This window comes from Pandoraea nosoerga (genome assembly GCF_902459585.1).
In the GTDB taxonomy this organism is placed as follows: domain Bacteria; phylum Pseudomonadota; class Gammaproteobacteria; order Burkholderiales; family Burkholderiaceae; genus Pandoraea; species Pandoraea nosoerga.
The window spans coordinates 124,071-139,238 of the sequence record NZ_CABPSC010000009.1; the positions used below are offsets into that span (position 1 = coordinate 124,071).

Here is a 15,168-nt window from a genome sequence, read left to right on the forward strand (position 1 = left end):
CCCTTGTTCCCTCGTCCCCTTGTTCCCGCGTTTTCTTAACGCAGGTGGGTCAGCAGGCTCGCGGCGCCGCCGAGGTTGATCGCCACGCCCATCAGCGTGGTCAGCGGGCGGTGGCGCAAGGCATGGTTGAACAATGCGGTCATCTCAGCCTCCTGTGGTGCTCGTCGAATATCACATGTAAATGATAATCAATATCACTAACAAATTGAAATTGATTCTCCCGATGGCGGCGATATCCCGGCTCAATGTGGGCATGCGGCAAATCTCGGCGGACCTGGGCGAACGTCGAGCATGAAAAAAGCGGCCGAAGCCGCTTTTTCCTGAGTCTGAGGATCGCCGGACGGTCCACCGTCCGACAGGGTTACAGGAACTGCTTGCCGACCCACCAGGCGATGGCGGCAATGAAAGCCGAAGCCGGGATCGTCAAAATCCACGCCCATACGATGTTGCCCGCCACGCCCCAGCGCACGGCCGAGAGCTTCTGCGTCGCGCCGACGCCAACGATGGCGCCCGTAATCGTGTGCGTCGTCGACACCGGCACGCCGAGCCACGAGGCGAAGAACAGCGTGAAGGCACCGCCCGTCTCGGCACAGAAACCGCCCACCGGCTTGAGCTTGGTGATCTTCTGTCCCATCGTGCGCACGATGCGCCAGCCGCCGAACATGGTGCCCAGACCAATGGCCAGATAGCAGCCGACGATCACCCACAGCGGCGGCTCGGCGGCCTGCTGCGGCCACAGTCCGGCGGCGATCAGCAGCATCCAGATGATGCCGATGGTCTTCTGCGCGTCGTTACCGCCATGCCCGAGGCTGTACATGCCGGCCGAAACCAGTTGCAGGCGGCGGAACCAGCGGTCCACGCGGGCGGGCGGCGTGCGAAAGCACAGCCACGACACCACGAGCATGAAGAACGAACCGAGCACGAAGCCGAGCAGCGGCGACACGAAAATGAAGGCCACGGTCTGCAGCAGGCCGCTCGCCACGAGCGAGCCGGTGCCCGCCTTGGCCACCGCCGCGCCGACCAGGCCGCCGATCAGCGCATGCGACGAGCTTGACGGAATACCGTAGTACCACGTGATGATGTTCCAGGCGATCGCCCCGACGAGCGCGCCGAAAATCACGTAGTGATCGACGATCTCCGGGTGAACCGTGCCCTTGCCCACCGTCGCGGCCACTTTCAGGTGAAAGATGAACAGCGCGATGATATTGAACATGGCGGCGAAAGCCACCGCCTGGTGCGGCTTGAGCACGCCCGTCGACACCACCGTGGCGATGGAGTTGGCGGCGTCGTGAAAGCCGTTCATGAAGTCGAACAGGAGCGCCAGCGCGACCAGCAGTCCGACCAGCCAAAGGCTGATGTGCAGCGTTGCCATCGAAAATCTCCGCTCGGGCGCTCAGGCGTTTTCCAGCACAATGCCTTCGATGATGTTGGCAACGTCCTCGCACTTGTCGGTCACCGACTCGAGCAATTCCGACACGGCCTTCTGCTTGATGAGTTCCTTCACGTCGGCCTCTTCGCGGAACAGCTTGGAGAGCGAGGCGCGCAGCAGACGGTCGGCTTCCGACTCGAGTCCGTCGATCTCTTCGCACAGTTTGAGGATCTCGCGCGCCCGGTCCATGTCACCCAGCAGCGCCACGGTGCTTTGCACGCGCTCGCAGCACTTCACGCAGATCTCGCCGAGCGTGCGGGCCTCGGCCGGCACGCGCTTGATGTCGTACATCCAGACGGCCGTGGCGACGTCTTCCATCAGGTCCAGGATGTCGTCCATCGTGCTGATCAACTTGTGGATCTCGTCGCGATCGAACGGCGTGATGAACGTCTTGTGCATCAGGTCGATGGTCTCGTGCGTGATGCGATCCGCTTTCTTCTCGTTGTTCTGCACGGCGACGGTGCGTGCCTCGGCATTGGGCAGATCGTTGAGCATGGCAGACAGCTCGCGACTGCCGGCAACCATGCATGCCGCATGCTGGTTGAACAGCTCAAAGAACTTGCCCTCGGTGGGCATGAAGCGACCGAACATTATTGGAAAACTCCGGGTATTGAGGGGGACGGGTCGACACAAAAACGTCACATTCTACCCTGTGCGGGCGTGCGCCGCCGCACGCCGATGGGCACAGGCAAAAATTTGCGTATCAGTACTGCGGACCGGCCAGATTGTCGAACTTCGTATAGGCCCCGATGAACGCCAGACGCACGTGACCGATCGGACCGTTACGCTGCTTCGCGATAATGATCTCGGCCGTGCCCTTGTCGGGCGTATCGGGGTTGTAGACTTCGTCGCGATAGATGAACAGGATGATGTCGGCATCCTGTTCGATAGCGCCCGATTCGCGCAAGTCTGACATCACGGGGCGCTTGTTCGGACGCTGCTCCAGACTGCGGTTGAGCTGCGAAAGCGCAATGACCGGCACGTTCAGCTCTTTGGCGAGGCCCTTGAGCGAACGCGAGATTTCGGAAATCTCGGTCGCGCGGTTCTCGCCCCCGCCCGAGCCGCTCATGAGCTGCAGGTAATCGATGATGATCAGCCCCAGCTTGCCGCACTGGCGCGCCAGGCGGCGAGCCCGTGCGCGCAGCTCCATCGGGTTGAGCGCAGGCGTCTCGTCGACGAACAACTGCGTCTCGTTCATCTTCTGCATCGCATGCGTGAGCTTCGGCCAGTCTTCGTCGATCAGCTTGCCCGTGCGCAGGCGATGCTGATCCAGACGCCCGACCGAGCCCAGCATACGCATGGCCAGCTGCGTGCCCGGCATTTCCATCGAAAACACGGCGACGGGCAGCCCCTCTTCCACGGCGATGTGCTCGCCGATGTTCATCGAGAAGGTCGTTTTGCCCATCGACGGGCGGCCCGCCACGATGATCAGATCGCCGCCATTGAAGCCCGAGGTCATGCGATCGAGATCGACGAAGCCGGTCGGAATGCCGGTGATGTCGCTGCCGCCCTCGCGGTGATAGAGTTCGTCGATGCGCTCGACCACCTGCGTGAGCAGCGGCTGGAGTTCGAGAAAGCCGCTCGAGCTACGCGAGCCTTCCTCGGCGATCGCGAAGACCTTGGCCTCGGCCTCGTCGAGCATCTGGCGCACTTCCTTGCCCTGCGGATTGAAGGCGTCGGAGGCGATCTCGTCGGCTACCGTGACAAGCTTGCGCAGCACCGCACGGTCGCGCACGATCTCGGCGTAACGGCGAATGTTGGCCGCGCTCGGCGTGTTCTGCGCCAGCGCGTTGAGATAGGCGAGTCCGCCCACCTCTTCGCCCTTGCCGGCGCTCGACAGCGATTCGAAGACGGTAATGACGTCCGCGGGACGATCGGAGGAAATCAGGCGACCGATGTGCTGGTAGATCAGCCGGTGGTCGTAGCGGTAGAAGTCCGACTCGGACACGAAGTCGCCAATACGATCCCAGGCGCTGTTATCGAGCAGCAGCCCGCCGAGCACGGACTGCTCCGCCTCGATGGAGTGCGGCGGCACTTTTAGCGAATCGAGCTGGGGATCGGGCGCGTTCATGCCGGGCATTATACCGTTCCCGCGATCGCGGTCCGAACCGGCATATTCCCGCTTGCGAGACGATTTTTCCGAACGTGGTTTGCTCAGTAGTTTCCCTGGAGGCAACATAAGGCGGAGCTATCGAACGAGACTAACGTGGGACGGCGCGCAACCGGGAGGCGGTCGGCGTTGATCAGTGTAATCCGTGCTTGCGTGACAAGCTGCCGCATCGGAAGGCTTTGAGACAGGCAGACATAAAAAAACGGAAGCCGGTAGACCCGACTTCCGTCCTTTTTATTCGCGTCGGGAAGCTGACGCGGATGCGACTTAGGCGTGCTCGCCCAGCACCGACACGTTCACGTCGACGACGACGTCCGTGTGCAGGGCCACTTGGACCGGGAAGTCGCCCACGGTCTTGAGCGGACCGTTCGGCAGGCGCACCTGCATCTTCTCGATCTTGAAACCTTGGCCGTTCAGGGCTTCGGCGATGTCGTAGTTGGTGACCGAACCGAACAGACGGCCGTCGACACCGGCCTTCTGCGAGATCTGAACGGTCAGGCCAGCCAGCTTTTCGCCTTCGGCTTGCGCGGCAGCCAGCTTCTCGGCGGCAGCCTTTTCCAGCTCGGCGCGGCGAACTTCGAATTCGGCGATGGCGTCCTTGGTGGCACGGCGAGCCAGCTTGGTCGGGATCAGGTAGTTACGTGCGAAACCGTCCTTGACCTTCACGATGTCGCCCAGGTTACCCAGATTGACGACCTTTTCCAGCAGAATCACTTGCATTATCTATTCTCCTTCGTCGACCGGCGATTAAGCACCGTGCAGATCGGTGTACGGCAGCAGCGCCAGGAAACGCGCGCGCTTGATGGCCGTATCGAGCTGGCGCTGGTAGTGCGCCTTCGTGCCCGTCAGACGAGCGGGGGTGATCTTGCCGTTGTCGCCGATGAAGTCCTTCAGCGTTTCGACATCCTTGTAATCGATCTGCTCGACACCGGCAACGGTGAAGCGGCAGAACTTCTTGCGCTTGAACAGCGGGTTCTGCTGTTGACGGCGACGATCAAACTTCTTGTTTTTACCGTTAGGACGCGGCATGTTCAACAATCCTTTTCAAATTCTTGCAATGCTGTGATGTGAAACACCAGGGTGCGGCTATTGCGATGCTTCTTGGCCAGGAATCCCGCCCACTGGGCCGGTCTCCCGAGTCCCAGCGCCGTGACCTTGGCACTGATGGGACCGATCGCAACCGCCGGTATCGAGAACTCGGTCTGACGGGGTACGCCCGCCTCTTCGACTGTTCCCTCGTGCGTCAGCGTGACATCGATCACGGGAAGTCCGGCCGGGGTATAGCGCAGCGTGCCGATTTCGGCGATGCTGGCCTCGAGCCGCAAGCGATTCACGTGGTCGACGTATCCGTTGACACCCTGATGCGTTCCGGTGCGCGACTTACGAAGCGGCGGCTTCGGTGGCGGGCGTCGCGGCAGCCTTCTTGGCTTCTTCGCGGGCCACTTCCTTCATCATCGGCGACGGGGCCGTCTCGGCCTTCTTCATGCGGACCACCAGGTGGCGCAGCACGGCGTCGTTGAACTTGAAGGCGTGCTCGAGTTCGTCCAGGGTTTCCTGGTCGCACTCGATGTTCATGCACACGTAGTGAGCCTTGGCCAGCTTCTCGATCATGTAGGCCAGTTGACGGCGGCCCCAGTCTTCGACGCGATGGATCTGGCCAGCCTTGGCCGTCACCATGCCCTTGTAGCGCTCGATCATCGCAGGCACTTGCTCGCTTTGATCGGGGTGAACGATGAATACGATTTCGTAATGACGCATGTGAGCTCCTTATGGACAAAGCTGCCTGGGCGTCAGAACCAGTGCAGCAAGGTTGCAGAACCCGCGATTCTAGCGGATTTCATGTCGATCATCAACTCCCGCCCTATCGGTGCCAGCGTGCACGGCCGGCCGGCGGCCTTGCCCCCTCTTGCCCCCTCTTGTCCCGTGGCTTCCCGCCCGCCCCTCAGGCGTTCTCCAGCCAGTAGTTCGGGCGCGCGTAGATCTGGCGCAGCTGCTCGATGAAAAGCCGCACGCGCGCCGGCTGGAAGCGTTGCTGCGGGTACACGGCGAGGATGTCGTAGTCGGGCAGCGCGTACTCGTCGAGCACCGTTTCGAGCTCGCCGGAGAGCAGCTCGCGCTGGATTTCCCACGTTGAGCGCCACCCCAGCCCGAGCCCTTCGAGCGCCCAGCGGTGCAGCAGCTCGCCGTCGTTGCAGTCGAGATTGCCAGCTACGCGGATCGTCACGAGCTTGCCCTGACGCTTGAAGTACCAGCCGCGCTGCTGGCCGCCCTGCAGGTTGAACGCCAGGCAATTGTGCCTGGCGAGGTCTTCCAGCGTCCTGGGACGGCCGTGGCGGGCGAAGTATGCGGGCGTGCCGCACACCACGCGCCGGTTCTGGGCGAGCTTCACGGCGACGAAGTTCGGATCGACCGAGCCGCCGATGCGAATGCCCATGTCGTAGCCCTCGCGCACGATGTCGACCACACGATCGGTGAGATTGAACGAGATCTGCACGTCCGGGTGCTGGCGCAGGAAGGCGGGCGCGTGCGGCGCCACATGCTTGCGGCCGAATGCCGCCGGCGCTGACACGATCAGGTGCCCCGACACCGCGTGACGTCCCGCGCTGATCTCGTTTTCCGCCATCTCCCAGTCGCCCAGCAACTGCTTGCACCGCTCCAGGAAAGCGCCGCCCTCCTCCGAGAGCGCCAGGCGGCGCGTCGAGCGGTACATGAGCTTGATGCCGAGCCGCTTTTCGAGAGCGTCGATGCGCCGCCCGAGGATCACCGGCGACACGCCCTCCTTGAGCGCGGCGGCGGCCAGACTGCCCGCTTCCGCGACCTGCACGAAGGTTTCGATCTGCTTGTAACGGTCCATCGCGTCTCCATTCGATACTTTTTGTTCTTAAAAAAACGATCTTTTGTGATCTTATCAAACAAATCGTACCGGCTTACAGTTGGCTCCAACGTCCATATCCCAACATAGCTACCCATTACCCATTGGAGGAGTCACATGGCCAAGATGACCGCCGTAGAGGCCGCCGTCCGAGTGCTCGAGAAGGAAGGCATCACGACCGCATTCGGTGTGCCCGGCGCCGCCATCAACCCGTTCTACTCGGCCCTGCGCAAGGCGGGCAGCGTCGAGCACGTGCTCGCACGCCACGTCGAGGGCGCCTCGCACATGGCCGAAGGCTACACGCGCGCCGAGGCGGGCAACATCGGCGTTTGCATCGGCACCTCGGGCCCGGCCGGCACGGACATGATCACGGGCCTGTACTCGGCCTGGGCCGATTCGATCCCCATCCTGTGCATCACGGGTCAGGCGCCGCGCGCCCGCCTGTACAAAGAAGACTTCCAGGCCGTCGACATCGAGTCGATCGCCAAGCCGGTCACCAAGTGGGCGGTCACGGTGCGCGAGCCCGCGCTCGTGCCGCGCGTGTTCCAGCAGGCGTTTCACCTCATGCGCTCGGGCCGCCCGGGTCCGGTGCTCATCGATCTGCCGTTCGACGTGCAGGTCGCCGAGATCGACTTCGATCCGCAGACTTACGAGCCGCTGCCGGTCTACAAGCCCGCCGCCACGCGCGCCCAGATCGAGAAGGCCATCCAGATGCTGATCGCCTCGGAGCGCCCGCTCATTGTCTCGGGCGGCGGCGTGATCAATGCCGACGCGGCCGACCTGCTCGTCGAATTCGCCGAGACGGTCAACGTGCCGGTCGTGCCCACGCTCATGGGCTGGGGCACCATCGCGGACGACCATCCGCTCATGGCGGGCATGGTCGGCCTGCAGACCTCGCACCGCTTCGGCAATGCCACCATGCTCGCCTCCGACTTCGTGATGGGCATCGGCAACCGCTGGGCAAACCGCCACACCGGCAGCATCGACGTCTTCACGAAGGGCCGCAAGTTCGTGCACGTCGACATCGAGCCGACCCAGATCGGCCGCGTGTTCGGCCCGGACTACGGCATCGTCTCCGACGCCAAGGCTGCGCTCACGCTGTTCGTCGAAGTGGCCAGGGAACTCAAGGCAGCCGGCCGTCTGCCGGACCGCTCGCAATGGGTGGCCGAGTGCCAGAAGCGCAAGCGCACCATGCTGCGCCGCACGGACTTCGACCAGGTGCCGATCAAGCCGCAGCGCGTGTACCAGGAAATGAACGCGTTCTTCGGCCGTGACGTGCGCTACGTGTCGACCATCGGCCTGTCGCAGATCGCCGCCGCGCAGTTCCTGCACGTGAACAAGCCGCGTCACTGGATCAATTGCGGTCAGGCCGGCCCGCTCGGCTGGACCGTGCCCGCCGCGATCGGCGCCAAGGTCGCATCGCCCTCGTCGGACGTCGTGGCGATCTCGGGCGACTACGACTTCCAGTTCATGATCGAAGAACTGGCCGTGGCCGCGCAGTTCAAGGTGCCCTACATCCACGTCGTGGTGAACAACTCGTACCTGGGCCTGATCCGTCAAGCGCAGCGCAACTTCGACATGGACTACTGCGTGCAGCTCGCGTTCGAAAACGTGAACTCGCCGGAAGTAAACGGCTACGGCGTGGACCACGTGAAGGTCGCCGAAGGCCTCGGCGTGAAGGCAATCCGCGTATTCGAGCCGAACGACATCCAGCCCGCGTTCGCCCAGGCCCGCAAGCTGATGGCCGAGTTCTCGGTGCCGGTGATCGTGGAAGTGATTCTCGAGCGTGTGACCAACATCGCGATGGGCACGGAAATCGACAACGTCAATGAGTTCGAGGAAATCATCGACGTGGTGGAGGAAGACAACGCAGTGACCGCCTGAGCGCGGCACCCGCGAGACCGGTTTGCGGGGCGTGTGCGTCCCCTCCGGCTGCGACTAGACCCCGTGACCGGCCAAAGTTCGCGCCCCGCAATCCTTGCAAGACCCCGAGACGCTTTGCAGCACGCCGTCTCACCCTGCTTCGAAATCGTCGAAACCACCCCCCTAAAAAAAGAGAGAGGAGTCAGTGCAATGCCGAAATTTGCCGCCAACCTGACCATGCTGTTCAACGAGGTGCCGTTCCTCGACCGCTTCAAGGCGGCCGCCGCAGCCGGCTTTCGCGGCGTGGAATTCCTGTTCCCATACGCGTTCCATCGCGACCAGATCGCGGACAAGCTCAACCAGTACCAGCTCGACCTCGTGCTGCACAACCTGCCGGCGGGCAACTGGGATGCCGGCGAGCGCGGCATCGCGATCTTCCCCAACCGTGTCGCCGAATTCCGCGACGGCGTTGGCGAAGCGATCACCTATGCCAAGGCACTCGGCGTGAAGCAGCTCAATTGCCTCGTGGGCAAGCAAGGTGCGGATCTGTCGACGCAGGCCGCACGCGAGACGCTCGTGGGCAACCTGCGCTTCGCCGCCGATGCGCTCAAGGCCGAAGGCATTCGCCTGCTCGTCGAGCCCATCAACACATACGACATTCCCGGCTTCTTCGTGAATCGCACGAAGCAGGCGCTGGAGATCTTCGACGAGGTCGGCTCGGACAACCTGTTCCTGCAGTACGACATCTATCACATGCAACGCATGGAAGGCGAGCTCGCCAAGACCCTCGAGACGAATCTGGCGCGCATCGCCCACGTGCAGCTCGCGGACAACCCGGGCCGCAACGAGCCGGGCACGGGCGAGATCAACTACGCCTACCTGTTCGCGTTCCTCGATCGCATCGGCTACGGCGGCTGGATCGGCTGCGAGTACAAACCCGCGACCACCACGACCGAGGGCCTGGGCTGGTTCAAGGCCGCGGGCCTGCGTGAAGCGGCCTGAATCTTAGCGGCCTGAGTCCAAGCGACCTGAGTCCAAGCGGCCCGAGTCTCTCGGGCCACGGCGGACACAGGCCTGCGCACACGCAGGACCCGCGCGTCGCTCCCCCTAGCGACAGGCAGCAAGACATGACGGCGTGCGCGCGCAGGACGGCACGCCGGCCGACGGTGTTTCGACGAGGAGGGCCCCGCCGGCCGCATGCAGGGGGCATGCGGCCGGAGCACGGGGACGATGGCGACAGTCGTGTCGCCGCCCTGCCCGGTTCGCGACATCGCCGGCACACCCCAACATCAAACTTTGGCAACAAGGAGTCTCGAAATGGCACAACTCGGTTTCATTGGTCTGGGCATCATGGGCGCGCCGATGGCGAAGCATTTGCAAAACGCCGGCCACAAGCTGTTCCTGTATGAGCGCCGCACGCCCCCGCAGGAGCTCATCGACGGCCAGGCTACGGTCTGCACGTCGGCCAAGGAAGTCGCCAAGCGCGCCGACATCGTCTTCGTGATGGTGCCGGACACGCCGGACGTGGGCGCGGTGCTGTTCGGTCAGGACGGCCTGGCCGAGGGCCTGAGCGCAGGCAAGATCGTCGTCGACATGAGCTCGATCTCGCCGATCGAAACGAAGGAATACGCCAAGAAGATCAAGGCGCTGGGCTGCGAGTATCTGGACGCCCCGGTCTCGGGCGGTGAAGTCGGCGCGAAAGCCGCCACGCTGTCGATCATGGTCGGCGGCTCGCAAGCCGCGTTCGACGACGTCAAGCCGTTCTTCGAACTGATGGGCAAGAACATCACCCTCGTGGGCGAGAACGGTGCGGGCCAGACCTGCAAGGTCGCCAACCAGATCGTGGTGGCACTCACCATCGAAGCCGTGGGCGAAGCGCTGCTCTTCGCATCGAAGGCGGGCGCCGATCCGGCCAAGGTGCGCGAGGCGCTGATGGGCGGCTTTGCCTCGTCGCGGATTCTCGAAGTGCATGGCGAGCGCATGGTCAAGCGCAATTTCGAGCCGGGCTTCCGCATCGCACTGCACCAGAAGGATCTGAACCTCGCGCTGCAAAGCGCGAAGGCGCTGGGCGTGTCGCTGCCGAACACGGCTACCTGCCAGGAGCTGTTCAACGCTTGCGCCGCCAACGGCGGCGCCGCGTGGGATCACTCGGGCATGGTGCGCGCGCTGGAAATGCTCGCCAACCACACGGTCGCCTGAGGCCCACCGTCGGGGACGCATCACGCGGCGTTTCCCTATCGGCATGACTTGCGCGACAGGGAAACGCCGGCTCACCGGGTAGTTCGCGAGAAGACCGAGAAACGGCGGCCGCATGACCGGCAAAGCCGTCGGCACGGGAGTTGAGAAGACCGGAAGACGGCCAGGACGGCCTGCCCGAGAACGGGCGGCGCGCTGCCGATCGTGACGGCGCCAGTCGAATGACTCGCGCCGTATTTTTTTGCCCCCCGCCAGAACGCGGCGGCCAAAGACGACGGTCGTCTCAGTATTCGTCGAAAAGGCTCTGCATGCGCTCGCGCGGCACGCCGGCCTGAAGCGCGAGCATCAGCAATACGCGCGCCTTGAACGGATGCAGGTTGCCTGCGCTTACGAAACCGTACTGATCGTCGGGCGCCGCGCCGTTGTGCATGACGTGACCGCTGCCCACGCGCGAGGCGCGCACCACGGTCACGCCGCGCTGCACCGCCTCGGCGAGCGCCTGCTGCAGCTGCGAGTGCAGCGAGCCGTTGCCCGTGCCCGCCACCACGATACCCTGTACGCCCGCCTCGACGAGGGCGTCGACGGCGATGCGCGAGACGCCCGCATAGCTCGACACCACCTCGACGGCAGGCAGCTCGCCCGACAGGCCGACGAACTCGCTCTCGACCGTGTGGTACTGCATGGCCGCGCGCTGGAACGCCACGCGCTCGTCCTGCACCCACCCCAGCACGCCGATCTCGGGCGAGTGAAACGCGTCGACCTTGTAGGTGCTCGTCTTGACGACGTCGCGCGCACAGTGGATCTGGTTGTTGATGGCCACCATCACGCCGCGTCCGACCGAAATCGGATCGGTCGCCACGCGCACCGCATTGAGCAGGTTGAGCGGGCCGTCGGCAGACAGCGCCGTTGCCGGGCGCATCGCCGCCGTGAACACCACGGGCTTGCGACTGTTGACGGTCAGATGCAGGTAGTAGGCCGTCTCTTCGAGCGTGTCGGTGCCGTGCGTGATGACCGCGCCCGCCACATCGGGCTGCGCCAGCAAGGCATTGACGCGCGCGGCCAGCTTTTGCCAGAGCGCCACGCTCATGTCCTTGCTGTCGATCTGCGCGACCTGTTCCGCATGGATGTGCGCAATGCTGCCCAGCGCGGGCACCGCCGCGAGCAGATCCTGGATGCCGAGCGCGCCGGCCTGATAGCCGGCCGTGCGGGTGGCGTCGGCCGCGCTTCCCGCAATCGTGCCGCCCGTGGCGAGCAGCGCAATGCGCGGCAGATCGCCTGCCGGCACGGCGTAGTGAGGCGTCGGATGGAAAGTGGTCAAGGTCATGCCAGCGATTGTATCCAATACTGCCGCGCTTCCCAATCGCCGAAAAAAGCCGCTAGAAAATGTCGCTGAAACAAGCGATCGCGCCGGGCGGCGAAACCGCCGCCGGCGTCATGACGATGTCGTGTCCGGCACTGCCGGCGCAGCCCGGGCATGGCCGTGAGCTCGCGCAAGTCGGCACGCGAACTTGATGCAGCGAATTCGGGCAGCGAACTCGGGCAGCGAACTCGGGCAGCGAAGTTCAGGCTGCAAATTCGAGCGCTTCGCGAAGCTGCGTCGAGATGTCCTGTTCCTTGAGCGCCGGAGCGAGCATCTCGATGAAGCGATATGCGTAGGAGCGCAGGAACGCCCCGCGGCGCAGCCCGATGCGCGTGGTGCTCGGCTCGAAGGCGTTGTCCAGCTCGAGCACGGCCAGATCCTGGTCCTTGCGCGGATCGACCGCCATTGCGGCCACGATTCCCACGCCGAGTCCCAGCTCGACGTATGTCTTGATGACGTCCGTATCGAGGGCGGTGAGCACGATGTCGGGCACGAGCCCCTGATCCTGGAACGCCTTGTCGACGTGCGAGCGGCCCGTGAAGTCGCCGTCATACGTGATGATCGGGTATTCGGCGATGTCGGCGAGCGTCACGTTCTCGCGTCCGACGAGCGGATGCTCCTTCGGTACCACGGCCACGTGGTGCCACGAATAGCACGGGAAGGTCACGATGTCGGGGAAGCGGTCGAGCGCCTCGGTCGTGATGCCGATGTCGGCCTCGCCGTCGATGACCATCTGCGCGATCTGGCGCGGGCTGCCCTGGCGCAGCGCGAGATGCACCTTCGGGTACACGCTCGTGAACTGCTTGATGACCTGCGGCAGCGCGTAGCGTGCTTGCGTGTGGGTGGTGGCGACCACCAGATGACCGCTGTCCTGATCGGCGAACTGGCGCGCGACGCGACGCAGGTTCTCGGCGTCGAGCAGCATGCGCTCGATGAGCTGCAGCACGGCCTTGCCCGGCTCCGTGAGGCCCGTAAGGCGCTTGCCGCGACGCACGAACACGTCCACGCCGAGTTCGTCCTCGAGGTCTTTGATCTGCTTGCTCACGCCCGACTGCGAGGTGTAGAGCGCGCTGGCAGCCTCGGTGAGGTTCAGGTTCTGCCGGACTGCTTCGCGCACGTAGCGCAATTGCTGGAAATTCATGATGTGACTCCGCCCTATGGCTTGTCTGTCCGTGTTGACTGTTTTGGTTATGAACGGCTTGCCCTGCCCGGGCGCGCCGGGCGTCCGACCGGCGTTGGCCCGTGCCGGCCCTTGCGCCTATGCACCCATATGCCTGCGCCGCCCCTTATGCCTGCGCCGCAAATACGCGCAGCTGACGCGGCACGGCGCGCAGCGTCGCTCCGGCGTCCGCCTTCAACGCCTGCCAGCCCGAGCGCGTGAGCTCCGCTTCCCATACCGCGTTGCCGGGTGCGGCAAGCTCCACTCGCACGGTGCCGCCGAGCGGGATCGCGCGACGCACGGCCACGTCGACGCCCGGGCCGCCGTCGTGCGCGGGCAGCAGCGCGAGATCGTGCGGCCGCACGTAGGCGATCGCGCGGCCGTCCTGCGGCAGCGCGGGCAGGTCCTCGCGCGGCACCGTCACACGATACGCGCCGGCGTCCGCGATGAAATCGTGCGTGCGCAGCTCGCCCGGGAGCCGGTTGGCCGCTCCGAGGAACTCGTACACGAAGGCGCTCTGCGGCGTGTCGTACACGTCCTGCGGCGCGCCGATCTGCTCGACCTTGCCGCGATTCATCAGCACGATGCGGTCGGCGACTTCCAGCGCCTCTTCCTGGTCGTGCGTGACGAAGATCGTGGTGATGTGCAACTCGTCGTGCAGCCGGCGCAGCCAGCTGCGCAGCTCCTTGCGCACTTTCGCATCGAGCGCGCCGAACGGCTCGTCGAGCAACAGCACCTTCGGCTCGACGGCCAGGGCCCGCGCCAGCGCGATACGCTGGCGCTGTCCGCCCGAAAGCTCGGCCGGATAGTGGTCGGCGAGCCAGTCAAGCTGCACCAGCCCCAGAAGTTCATGCACCTTGGCGCGGATCTGCGCGTCCGAGAGACGTTCTCGGCGCGACTTCACACGCAGGCCGAACGCCACGTTCTCGAATACCGTCATGTGGCGAAACAGCGCGTAATGCTGAAATACGAAGCCGACCTGCCGCTCGCGTGTGCCAACCGAGGCGACGTCTTCGCCATTGAGGACCACGCGCCCGGCGTCCGCGAACTCCAGCCCGGCGACGATGCGCAACAGCGTGGTCTTGCCGCAGCCGGACGGCCCGAGCAGCGCCACGAGCTCGCCCGTGGGGAATTCGAGACTGACGTCGTCGAGCGCCGCGAAATCGCCGAAACGTTTCGAAACCTGTTGTACCTGGATACTCATTCGTCTTGCTCCTCGATGCGTTGCCGCGTTGCCGCGTTGCCGTGCTGCCGCGGCGGCTCAGGCCTGAACGGCGTCTTCGCGCCGCGCGGCCTTGTCCAGCGCCAGCTTGCGCTCGGCCCACAGCTTGAGCGCGAGCGTGGCGAGCGCGAGCAGCGCGAGAATCGATGCCGCCGCGAACGCGCCCACCGTGTGGTAGTCGTTGTATTCGATCTCCACATGTAGCGGCAGCGTGTTGGTTTCGCCGCGAATGTGGCCGGAGACGACCGACACCGCGCCAAACTCGCCCATTGCCCGGGCGTTGCACAGAATCACGCCGTACAGCAGCCCCCATTTGATCTTCGGCAGCGTCACGCGCGTGAACACCTGCCAGCCGCTCGCGCCGAGCACGCGCGCGGCCTCTTCTTCTTCGCTGCCCTGCGCCTGCATGAGCGGAATCAGCTCGCGCGCCACGAACGGGAAGGTGACGAACACCGTCGCGAGCACAAGCCCCGGCAACGCGAACACGATCTTCAGGTTGTTGGCGTCGAGCCAGGCCCATAGCGGCCCCTGACGACCAAAGAGCAGCAGGAACGTCATGCCCGCAATGACCGGCGAGACCGAAAACGGCAGATCGATGAGTGTGGTGAGAAAGCTCTTGCCACGAAATTCGAAGCGCGCAATCGCCCACGACGCCGCCACGCCGAACACCAGATTGAGCGGCACCGCAATGAACGCGATCACGAGCGTGAGACGAATGGCCGAGAGCGCGTCCTCGTTGGTCAGCCCTTCCCAGTACGCGGCAAAGCCCTTGCCGAGCGCGGTGACGAACACCGACACGAGCGGCAGCACCAGGAACAGCGCGAAGAACAGCAGCGCCACACCGATGAGCACGGCCTTGACCGGCGCGGGCTCGTCGGTCGGGTCGGCGCGGCGTGCGGCGCTCGAGTGCGGCAAGGCGGGCGACAGTGCGAGTGAATCGGACATGATGGAAGCGTT

At 64.5% G+C, this 15,168-nt stretch carries 15 protein-coding genes; 3 read left to right on the forward strand and 12 right to left on the reverse strand.

Annotated features, from left to right (window positions below; translation table 11 throughout):
• Positions 1-361: 361 nt before the first annotated feature.
• The 8 genes from PNO31109_RS13055 to PNO31109_RS13090 form a co-directional block, all read right to left on the reverse strand.
• Positions 362-1,372, reverse strand: a complete 1,011-nt coding sequence (locus tag PNO31109_RS13055) for an inorganic phosphate transporter (RefSeq protein WP_150555936.1) — start codon at positions 1,370-1,372, stop codon at positions 362-364.
• A 21-nt stretch (positions 1,373-1,393) separates the two neighbouring features.
• On the reverse strand, positions 1,394-2,020 hold the full coding sequence (locus PNO31109_RS13060) for a DUF47 domain-containing protein (RefSeq protein ID WP_150555937.1): 627 nt from the start codon (positions 2,018-2,020) through the stop codon (positions 1,394-1,396).
• 112 nt (positions 2,021-2,132) lie between these two features.
• A complete protein-coding gene (locus PNO31109_RS13065) occupies positions 2,133-3,500 on the reverse strand; it encodes a replicative DNA helicase (protein ID WP_150556016.1) in 1,368 nt (455 codons plus the stop codon).
• A 306-nt stretch (positions 3,501-3,806) separates the two neighbouring features.
• Complete coding sequence (rplI, locus tag PNO31109_RS13070) at positions 3,807-4,259, reverse strand: 50S ribosomal protein L9 (protein ID WP_150555938.1); 453 nt, start codon at positions 4,257-4,259, stop codon at positions 3,807-3,809.
• A 27-nt stretch (positions 4,260-4,286) separates the two neighbouring features.
• Positions 4,287-4,568 (reverse strand): 30S ribosomal protein S18, encoded by a 282-nt coding sequence (rpsR, locus tag PNO31109_RS13075; RefSeq protein ID WP_010803800.1) that lies wholly within the window; start codon positions 4,566-4,568, stop codon positions 4,287-4,289.
• A 2-nt stretch (positions 4,569-4,570) separates the two neighbouring features.
• Positions 4,571-4,873, reverse strand: a complete 303-nt coding sequence (gene priB / locus PNO31109_RS13080) for a primosomal replication protein N (RefSeq protein WP_150555939.1) — start codon at positions 4,871-4,873, stop codon at positions 4,571-4,573.
• A gap of 46 nt (positions 4,874-4,919) precedes the next feature.
• Positions 4,920-5,297, reverse strand: coding sequence for a 30S ribosomal protein S6 (gene rpsF / locus PNO31109_RS13085; RefSeq protein ID WP_150555940.1), 378 nt, complete (start codon positions 5,295-5,297; stop codon positions 4,920-4,922).
• 184 nt (positions 5,298-5,481) lie between these two features.
• Positions 5,482-6,393 (reverse strand): LysR family transcriptional regulator, encoded by a 912-nt coding sequence (locus PNO31109_RS13090; RefSeq protein ID WP_150555941.1) that lies wholly within the window; start codon positions 6,391-6,393, stop codon positions 5,482-5,484.
• Positions 6,394-6,528: 135 nt separating this feature from the next.
• On the opposite strand from PNO31109_RS13090, the gene gcl reads away from it, so the two are divergent.
• From gcl to glxR, 3 genes are all read left to right on the forward strand, one after another.
• On the forward strand, positions 6,529-8,295 hold the full coding sequence (gcl, locus tag PNO31109_RS13095; RefSeq protein ID WP_150555942.1) for a glyoxylate carboligase: 1,767 nt from the start codon (positions 6,529-6,531) through the stop codon (positions 8,293-8,295).
• Between the two features lie 189 nt (positions 8,296-8,484).
• The gene (gene hyi / locus PNO31109_RS13100) at positions 8,485-9,276 is read left to right on the forward strand and encodes a hydroxypyruvate isomerase (protein ID WP_150555943.1); all 792 of its coding nucleotides are present in this window, start codon (positions 8,485-8,487) and stop codon (positions 9,274-9,276) included.
• A gap of 228 nt (positions 9,277-9,504) precedes the next feature.
• A complete protein-coding gene (gene glxR, locus PNO31109_RS13105) occupies positions 9,505-10,473 on the forward strand; it encodes a 2-hydroxy-3-oxopropionate reductase (protein ID WP_277396696.1) in 969 nt (322 codons plus the stop codon).
• A 280-nt stretch (positions 10,474-10,753) separates the two neighbouring features.
• On the opposite strand, the gene PNO31109_RS13110 is transcribed toward glxR, so the two are convergent.
• From PNO31109_RS13110 to cysW, 4 genes are all read right to left on the reverse strand, one after another.
• Complete coding sequence (locus PNO31109_RS13110; protein WP_150555945.1) at positions 10,754-11,794, reverse strand: asparaginase; 1,041 nt, start codon at positions 11,792-11,794, stop codon at positions 10,754-10,756.
• 238 nt (positions 11,795-12,032) lie between these two features.
• On the reverse strand, positions 12,033-12,971 hold the full coding sequence (locus PNO31109_RS13115) for a CysB family HTH-type transcriptional regulator (protein ID WP_039410720.1): 939 nt from the start codon (positions 12,969-12,971) through the stop codon (positions 12,033-12,035).
• A gap of 145 nt (positions 12,972-13,116) precedes the next feature.
• Complete coding sequence (locus PNO31109_RS13120; protein ID WP_150555946.1) at positions 13,117-14,193, reverse strand: sulfate/molybdate ABC transporter ATP-binding protein; 1,077 nt, start codon at positions 14,191-14,193, stop codon at positions 13,117-13,119.
• 57 nt (positions 14,194-14,250) lie between these two features.
• On the reverse strand, positions 14,251-15,156 hold the full coding sequence (gene cysW / locus PNO31109_RS13125; RefSeq protein ID WP_241013946.1) for a sulfate ABC transporter permease subunit CysW: 906 nt from the start codon (positions 15,154-15,156) through the stop codon (positions 14,251-14,253).
• Between the last annotated feature and the right edge of the window lie 12 nt (positions 15,157-15,168).